This is a genomic window from Vibrio sp. R10-SG3-ISO3 (assembly GCF_059834225.1).
Map to the genome: position 1 here is coordinate 1 of NZ_JCBDHE010000021.1, position 8,771 is coordinate 8,771.

The 8,771-nt window shown below is 50.1% G+C and carries 6 protein-coding genes; 5 read left to right on the plus strand and 1 reads right to left on the minus strand.

What is annotated here, in order from left to right:
• The 3 genes from AC6R1A_RS05835 to mgtE form a co-directional block, all read left to right on the plus strand.
• Positions 1 to 492, plus strand: a 492-nt coding sequence (locus AC6R1A_RS05835) for a RapZ C-terminal domain-containing protein (protein WP_500646152.1), incomplete at its 5' end; no start/stop codon positions are given.
• A 4-nt stretch (positions 493 to 496) separates the two neighbouring features.
• Complete coding sequence (locus tag AC6R1A_RS05840) at positions 497 to 775, plus strand: HPr family phosphocarrier protein (RefSeq protein ID WP_334553456.1); 279 nt, start codon at positions 497 to 499, stop codon at positions 773 to 775.
• A 181-nt stretch (positions 776 to 956) separates the two neighbouring features.
• Positions 957 to 2,312: a magnesium transporter gene (mgtE, locus tag AC6R1A_RS05845; RefSeq protein ID WP_500632374.1), complete on the plus strand. Its 1,356-nt coding sequence runs from the start codon at positions 957 to 959 to the stop codon at positions 2,310 to 2,312.
• Between the two features lie 105 nt (positions 2,313 to 2,417).
• Here the strand turns inward: mgtE and metH are convergent, their stop codons facing one another.
• The gene (metH, locus tag AC6R1A_RS05850) at positions 2,418 to 6,098 is read right to left on the minus strand and encodes a methionine synthase (RefSeq protein ID WP_500632375.1); all 3,681 of its coding nucleotides are present in this window, start codon (positions 6,096 to 6,098) and stop codon (positions 2,418 to 2,420) included.
• A gap of 169 nt (positions 6,099 to 6,267) precedes the next feature.
• Between metH and AC6R1A_RS05855 the strand changes: the two genes are divergently transcribed.
• Positions 6,268 to 7,545 (plus strand): cation:proton antiporter, encoded by a 1,278-nt coding sequence (locus tag AC6R1A_RS05855; protein WP_500632376.1) that lies wholly within the window; start codon positions 6,268 to 6,270, stop codon positions 7,543 to 7,545.
• Between the two features lie 144 nt (positions 7,546 to 7,689).
• Positions 7,690 to 8,771 (plus strand): GGDEF domain-containing protein (locus tag AC6R1A_RS05860; protein ID WP_500646153.1); only part of this gene is annotated, 1,082 nt, incomplete at its 3' end.

The window sequence follows — 8,771 nt, forward strand, 5'->3', positions numbered from 1 at the left end:
CTCGCCCCGCTCAAAGAGCAAGCCGACTTGATCATCGACAGCAGCAGCCAATCATTGCATGAGCTGAGCGAAACCGTACGCATGCGCGTGGAAGGCCGTGAACGCAAAGATTTGGTGATGGTGTTTCAGTCATTTGGTTATAAATATGGCCTGCCTTCTGATGCCGACTACGTGTTCGATGTGCGCTTTTTACCTAACCCACATTGGGATCCGTCGCTGCGACCGTTGACTGGCCTTGATACGCCAATCAAATCGTTTTTAGAGCAGCATCAAGAGGTGCTGGAGTTAAAACGACAAATCCAAGGATTTATTGAGCAGTGGTTGCCGCTGCTTGAAAAAAATAATCGCAGCTACCTCACCGTAGCCATAGGTTGCACCGGCGGGAAACATCGCTCGGTCTACCTCACTCAGCAGATTGGCGAGTACTTTGCCCAGCTGGGCCATCAGGTCCAAATTCGTCATACCTCTCTAGAGAAACATCACAAGGAATAGCCGTATGCAGCAAGAGAGCAGAACCGTCCTCATTCAAAATCGACTTGGCCTTCATGCTCGTGCTGCCGTCAAATTGGTCGAGCTTGCTCAATCCTTCGATGCCGTGCTCACCATCCAAAACCCTGAAGGCAAAGAAGCCACCGCAGACAGTGTGATGGGTCTACTGATGCTTGAGTCCGCTCAAGGTGAACACGTGACGATCAGCGCAGAAGGCAGCGATGCCTCACCCGCCTTAGAAGCGGTCTGCTCGCTGATCGAAGACAAGTTCGACGAAGAGGAATAGCGCCGACTTGGCCCTCACTCGCACACGCTACCTTGTAATTCCCCCCTTAGAACGCCACTCGCCTTCCATTCATCACGTGGGTGCACTTTTCTCCTCGGCAAAGTCGTATCATGAGGTTACTTAACGTAAGATTTAAGTTACTATTCAAACCATTGTGAACCATTAGAGTCAGGGGGAATCCATGGCCGAGCAAATTGAATTCGATCAAGCTCACCAAGCCCTGCAAGAAGTATCTGAAGCGCTCGAAAACGGCCGCTTCGTCCATGTCCGTCGCCAATTGCAGGACATGGAACCCGAAGATATCGCTCATCTCCTAGAAGCCTCACCTCGTAAAAGCCGTGAAGTCCTTTGGCAACTCACCGATCCAGAAGATTACGGCGAAATCCTCGACGAGCTCAACGAAGACGTCAAAGACGACTTGGTGTCCAAAATGGCACCAGAAAAGCTCGCCGAAGCCACCGAAGGGATGGACACCGACGATGTCGCTTACGTACTGCGAAGCCTACCGGATGATCTCTCTAGAGAAGTTCTGTCCCAAATGGATTCGACAGAGCGTCTGCGCATTGAAACCGCGCTCTCTTACCCAGAGGACTCAGCCGGCGGTTTAATGAATACCGACGTCATCACCATTCGTGGTGATGTCGATGTGGATGTCGTGCTGCGTTATCTGCGCATGAAAGGCGAGCTTCCAGAAGCGACGGATGCCTTGTATGTCATTGATGAAGAGAACCACCTTATTGGTGAACTGCCCATTACCACGCTCATTACGACTCAGCCCGACATCAAAGTCGCGGAAGTAATGGAAGATGCGGATGAGGCCATCGAAGTGACCATGAGCGACTCCGACGTCGCCAGCTTGTTTGAACGCCGTAATTGGGTCTCAGCGCCGGTTATCGATGAGAACAAACATCTGGTTGGGCGTATTACCATCGATGATGTGGTCGATGTCATCCGAGAAGATGCCGAGCACTCCATGATGAGTATGGCCGGTATGGACGACGACGAAGATACCTTTGCGCCCGTGGTCAAATCAGCCCGAAAACGCAGCATTTGGCTTGGGGCCAATGTGTTAGCGGCGCTTGCAGCGGCCTCAGTCTCGAACATGTTTGAAGCCACACTCGAGCAGATGGCCGCTATTGCCGTCTTGATGACCATAGTGCCTTCGATGGGCGGCGTAGCAGGCAACCAAACGGTCGCGCTCGTCATCCGAGGCTTGGCATTGGGCCATATCGGTGATGCCAACAAACGTGAACTATTAATGAAAGAAGCCGCCATCGGTATGCTTAACGGCATTTTGTGGGCATTGATCATCGGCGGGATCGTGATTGCTTGGAAAGGCGACTGGATGCTTGGAGGCATCATCTCTGCCGCCATGCTCACCAACTTGTTTGTTGCTGGTGTGGCTGGTGTGATGATTCCAGTCCTGCTGAAAAAAATGAACATCGACCCTGCATTGGCAGGCGGCATGGCGCTCACTACTGTCACCGACGTCATCGGTCTGTCGGTCTTTTTAGGCTTAGCGACGCTGTTTGTTTAACTCAGCCGCCAACAGATATTCAACAGATATTTCAAAAAGACAAAGCGCGACCCAAGGGCCGCGCTTTTTGTTTGTGACACTCAGCGCAAGTGCTAAGAGAGCAGGTTACCCATTGATGTTGGGACCAAGCCACTTCTCCGCTTCCAACATGTCCCAACCTTTGCGCTGTGCATAGCTCTCCACCTGATCTTGCTGGATTTGAGCAACGGCAAAGTAGCGCGAGTCAGGGTGAGAGAAGTACCAACCCGAGACAGAAGCGCCAGGGAACATCGCATAGCTCGACGTCAGCGTCATGCCTATGGTGTTTTCAACGTCCATGAGTTCCCAAATTGCGCCCTTCTCTGTGTGCTCAGGACACGCAGGATAGCCCGGTGCAGGACGAATGCCTTGGTATTTCTCGCGAATCAACTCCTCGTTGGATAAGTTCTCATCGGCCGCGTAGCCCCAGATCTCTTTGCGCACCCGCTCATGCAAGTACTCGGCGAACGCTTCGGCCAAACGGTCTGCCACCGCCTGAATCATAATGGCATTGTAATCATCCCCTTGCGCTTTGTATTCATCGGCCAACTCACGCTCATTGATGCCACCTGTCACCGCAAACGCGCCAATCCAATCCGCTTTACCGGATGATTTCGGTGCGATGTAATCCGACAAACAGTAGTTGTAACCTTTAGGTTTTTCCGTCTGTTGACGTAAGTTGTGCAACACTTTAGCCACCTCGGTACGCGACTCATCGGTGTACACTTCAATGTCATCGCCAACGCTGGCCGCTGGGAACAAAGCACACATGCCCCGGGCTTGCATCAAGCCCTCTTTTTCAACGCGATCCAACAGAGCGTTGGCATCTTCGAACAAGCGTTTCGCCTCTTCACCGACCTCTTCATGGTCAAAGATTGCTGGGTATTTACCGACCAAGGACCACGTCATAAAGAATGGCGTCCAATCGATGTATTGGCGCAGCGTTGCAATATCAAAATCATCAAACACATGCACACCGGGTTTCAAAGGGACCGGCGGCGTGTAGCTTTGCCAATCAATTGCCACTTTATTGCTTTGCGCCTGCTCTAAGCTTACCGGCTTAGTGCGGGGTTTCTTACGGTTATGTTGATCGCGCACCACGTCGTAGTCCGCTTGCAGCTTTTCAACAAACGCTGGCTTTAACGTCTCAGACAACAGTGAGGAACAGACCCCGACCGCTCGTGAGGCATTATTCACATACACCACAGGTTGTGAGTAATTTTGCTCAATTTTCACTGCGGTATGCGCTTTCGATGTGGTCGCGCCACCAATCAAGAGTGGCAAATCGAAGTTGAGGCGCTCCATTTCTTTGGCGACATGCACCATTTCGTCCAACGATGGGGTGATCAGGCCAGACAAACCAATGATGTCTACCTTCTCTTCTTTTGCGACTTTTAGGATTTGCTCGCACGGCACCATCACACCTAAGTCGATAATTTCGTAGTTATTACACTGCAGCACCACACCAACGATGTTTTTACCTATGTCGTGAACATCGCCTTTTACGGTCGCCAGCAGAATCTTACCGTTGGTCGAGCCGGCTTGTTTCTCTGCATTAATGTACGGCTCTAGGTGAGCCACGGCTTGCTTCATCACACGCGCGGATTTCACCACTTGAGGAAGGAACATTTTCCCTTCACCAAACAGGTCTCCAACCACGTTCATGCCATCCATCAGTGGCCCTTCGATGACCTCAAGAGGCTTGCTCGCATTGATTCGCGCCTCTTCTGTATCGTCAACAATAAACTCGGTGATGCCTTTCACTAGCGCATGTTCCAAACGCTTTTCAACAGGCCATGTGCGCCATTCCAGTGCTGAGGCATCCTCTTCTTTGCCGACCCCTTTTTCGGCGTATTCGCCGGCAATATCCAATAAGCGCTCGGTGGCATCAGAGCGGCGGTTAAGCACCACATCCTCTACCGCTTCACGCAGCTTGTCTGGAACGTTGTCATAAATTTCTAACTGACCGGCGTTGACGATGCCCATGTCCATGCCGTTCTTGAAACAATGGTAGAGGAACACCGCATGAATTGCTTCGCGTACATAGTTATTACCGCGAAACGAGAACGACACGTTGGATACGCCACCTGAAATCATCGCATACGGCAGATCGCGTTTGATGTCTGCTACGGCTTCAATGAAATCGACGGCGTAGTTGTTGTGCTCTTCAATACCGGTGGCCACCGCGAAGATGTTCGGGTCAAAAATGATGTCTTCCGGTGGGAAGCCCACTTCGTCAACCAAAATACGATACGCGTTAGTACAGATCTGAAGTTTACGCTCACGCGTCTCCGCCTGACCCACTTCATCAAATGCCATCACAATCACAGCGGCGCCGTAGCGTCGGATCAGCTTGGCCTGCTCAATGAATTTCTCTTTGCCTTCTTTGAGCGAGATCGAGTTAACGATGCCTTTGCCTTGGATGCATTTCAGACCCGCTTCAATCACCTCCCACTTCGACGAGTCGACCATAATCGGCACACGGGAGATTTCAGGCTCAGAGGCGCACAAGTTAAGGAAGCGCACCATGCAGGCCTGCGCATCAAGCATGCCTTCGTCCATATTGATATCGATGATTTGTGCACCGTTTTCCACTTGCTGACGTGCCACTTCCAGCGCTTCATCATACTGCTCTTCTTTAATAAGACGCTTGAATCGTGCCGAGCCCGTGACGTTAGTTCGCTCGCCGACGTTAATAAATAGCGTCTCTTTCTCAATAGTGAGCGGCTCTAACCCTGACAAACGGCACGCGACGGGGAGCTCTGGCAGCGCGCGCGGTGTTACACCATCGACCACACGAGCCATTTCACGAATATGCTCTGGTGTGGTACCACAACAGCCACCAATTAAGTTAAGAAAGCCGCTTTTCGCCCACTCCTCAACATGTTGCGCCATCTCTTGTGGCGACAAGTCATACTCACCAAACGCATTCGGCAAACCGGCGTTTGGGTGCGCCGAGACAAAAGACTCCGCAATACGCGAGAGTTCATCGACGTATGGACGCAGTTCATCAGGGCCAAGTGCACAGTTCAAGCCAAACGATAACGGTCTAACGTGACGCAGTGAGTTGTAAAAAGCTTCGGTAGTCTGGCCAGAGAGCGTACGTCCAGAGGCATCGGTAATCGTCCCTGAAATCATCACAGGCAGGGTAATGCCGAGCTCTTCAAATACGCTATCAACGGCAAACGCACACGCTTTGGCGTTGAGGGTGTCAAAGATGGTTTCGATAAGAATCAGATCGCTGCCGCCTTTGATTAGGGCGTGAGTCGACTCAGAGTACGCCTCGACCAACTGATCAAAGCTGACGTTGCGATAACCTGGGTCGTTCACATCAGGAGAGATGGAACAGGTGCGGTTGGTTGGGCCCAATACGCCCGCGACATAGCGAGGTTTGTCCGGCGTTTTTGCCGTCCATTCATCGGCCGCCTCACGTGCAAGTTGGGCCGCTGCGAAGTTAATCTCTTCGCTTAAACTCTGCATGTCGTAGTCGGCCATCGCAATCGTGGTGGCATTAAAGGTATTGGTTTCGAGAATATCCGCACCGGCTTCTAAATAGGCGCTGTGGATCTCTTTAATCAATGTAGGCTGAGTCAACACCAACAGATCGTTGTTCCCTTTTAAATCACAATGCCAATCGGCGAAACGCGTACCACGATAGTCTTGCTCTTCAAGCTTGTAACCTTGGATCATGGTGCCCATGCCACCATCGATCAAAAGTATCCGTTGTTGCAATTGCGCTTCGATTTGCTGCCTTACATTACTTCCCACAGTACTGCCTCATTCCTTTCGTTATTTCCCCATCCTATCACAGATCAAAAAGGAGTCTAGACGTCTAAACGGTAAAAATACGTCTCACACCACGAGTAAAAATCATTTGCTATTTGAACAAGTCAGTAACAAAATTCTTGTTCATAATTTGTTACATACTGGAACGCTCATGTCAGTCTACTACACACTCTGCTTTTTATCGGCTGCTGCAATGCTGATTGCCTTTGTAAACAGCAAGATAGGTAAAATGCAGACCACCATCGCCATCACTGCGGGCTCTATGGTGCTGTCGTTACTCATTTTGGTTGCAGGCCAAAATGATTGGTTCCAACTGACAGACATTGCGTCAAAGACGGTCGCCAGCATCAACTTCGAAGATTTTTTGTTGAAGGGGATTCTCGGCTTTCTCCTCTTCGCTGGCGGATTGGGTATCAAACTGCCCAACCTTAAAGATCAAAAATGGGAGATCACTGTCTTAGCCTTGGGCGCCACGCTGTTTTCGACGTTCTTCATCGGATTTGGTCTTTATGCTTTTTGCCAATGGCTGCACATTCCGTTTGATCTGGTGTACTGCTTACTCTTCGGGGCACTGATCTCTCCGACGGACCCGATTGCCGTGTTAGCGATTGTCAAAAAGCTCGATGCCCCCAAACGTATCTCGACCCAAATTGAGGGAGAGTCCCTTTTTAATGACGGCTTTGGCTTGGTCATTTTCGTCACTCTTTACACCATCGCTTTCGGTCACGACACGCCAACACTAGGCAGCGTCACCTTGCTGTTCGCACAAGAAGCGATAGGTGGCATTGTGTATGGCTTTGCCCTAGGGCTGTTGTTCCACTACCTGATCAGCGCGACCGACGATCACTCTATGGAGCTGCTGCTGACCATCGGCATTCCCACTGCAGGTTATGCCTTTGCCGAGATTTTGCATGTGTCGGGCCCGTTAGCAATGGTGGTATCTGGAATCATGATCGGTAACTGGACGCGCTTTATCGGCTTTTCAAAAGAGAGTGAAGATCACCTCGACCATTTCTGGGAGCTGATCGATGAATTCCTTAACGGGGTCTTGTTCCTTTTGATCGGTATGTCGATGTTGCTGTTTGAATTCCATCAAGAAGACTGGATCATGATGGCGGTTGCCGTTCCTTTGGTCTTGCTTTCGCGTTATCTGAGCGTGTTTTTCTCTTACGTAGGGTTTAAGCGCTATCGCACCTACAACCCTTGGTCCATTAAAATCCTTACCTGGGGCGGCCTAAGAGGTGGATTAGCGCTGGCCATGGCACTCTCCATTCCCTCTGGCATTTGGGTCATTCAAGATAAGCTCATTGACGTTAAAGAGATCATCTTGGTTATGACTTACTCTGTGGTGGTATTTTCCATCTTAGTGCAAGGCTCTACCATTACCCCAATGATAGAGAAAGCCAAACGGGCAGAACAGCAAGCCTAATCGATGCAGCATAGTGCATAAGTGCCAGTGAAATACGCTGGCATTTTTCTACCTGTATCGGATAAATGACATCCGATTGCAGCTATCGTCAAGCAAAATGTCTACTATGACTCTTCGATAGGCGCCCCCATCTTTGGCTACATTATGGAAATCCTCTCTTTAGACATTCGCACACTTAACTTCACGGTTATCGTCTTCTCCTTTATTTATTCTTCAGGCTTGTTCTTTTATCAAACCTCGCAGAAACAAGTTCTTGGACTAAACCGACTGGCCGCTGGCATCTTTATGATTGGCTTAGGGCCGATGTTTTTAGGTTTTCGAGGAACCGCGCCAGAGTGGCTGACCATAGTGCTCGCCAATACCCTCATCATGCTGGGTTTTCTTTTTACCGTGAAAGGCATCTGCGCGATTCGCGCCTATCACAGTAAAGGAGTGCGATGGCTAGAGGGGGCATTGCTGCTAGCAGGTCTACTGTTTGTTTTCTTTACCTATGTAACGCCATCCATCAATGCCCGTATTCTTATCTTAAGCGCCTACCTCAGCGCCTCCTGTTTTTTCGCGGCTTGGGCACTGCTTAAGGGCGAGAAGGACGATGCCAAGTTTCCACTTCTCATGATGGTGATCCCATTTGTCAGCTATGGCAGTTTTATGGTATTTCGCATCATCTATACCGCGCTCGGACCTACGATTAGCAGTTATATGAGTTCTGGACTGATTCATGCCCTGACCTACCTATTCTGCATCATATTAATGGTTGCCATTAGCCTGAGCATGTTATGGCTCATCAATGCGAGATTGCTCGACTCCATCCATCAGTTGTCACAAAAGGATCCATTGACAGGACTCTATAACCGACGAGCGATGGACTCGTTACTGCCTTCTCTAGTTTGTCAATCGAAAGAGGAACATCTGCCCCTTAGCGTGATAATGACCGATATCGATAACTTCAAACAGATTAACGATGAGCTAGGGCATCTGGTGGGAGACAAAACCATTGAGAAAGTCGCCAAGCTTATGCAGCACTCTCTACCAGACTCGGTTTTGGCAATACGTTTTGGCGGTGATGAGTTTATGCTACTGTTACCCAAGCACACAGCGGAAGAAGCGATTCAACAAGCAGAACTATTGAGGCAAAAGGTGTCGCTGAACCCTATCGTCAGTAGTGTTCATCTTGATTGCACCATGAGCTTTGGCGTCGCAGAACTCAAACGCAGTGACTCGGTGGA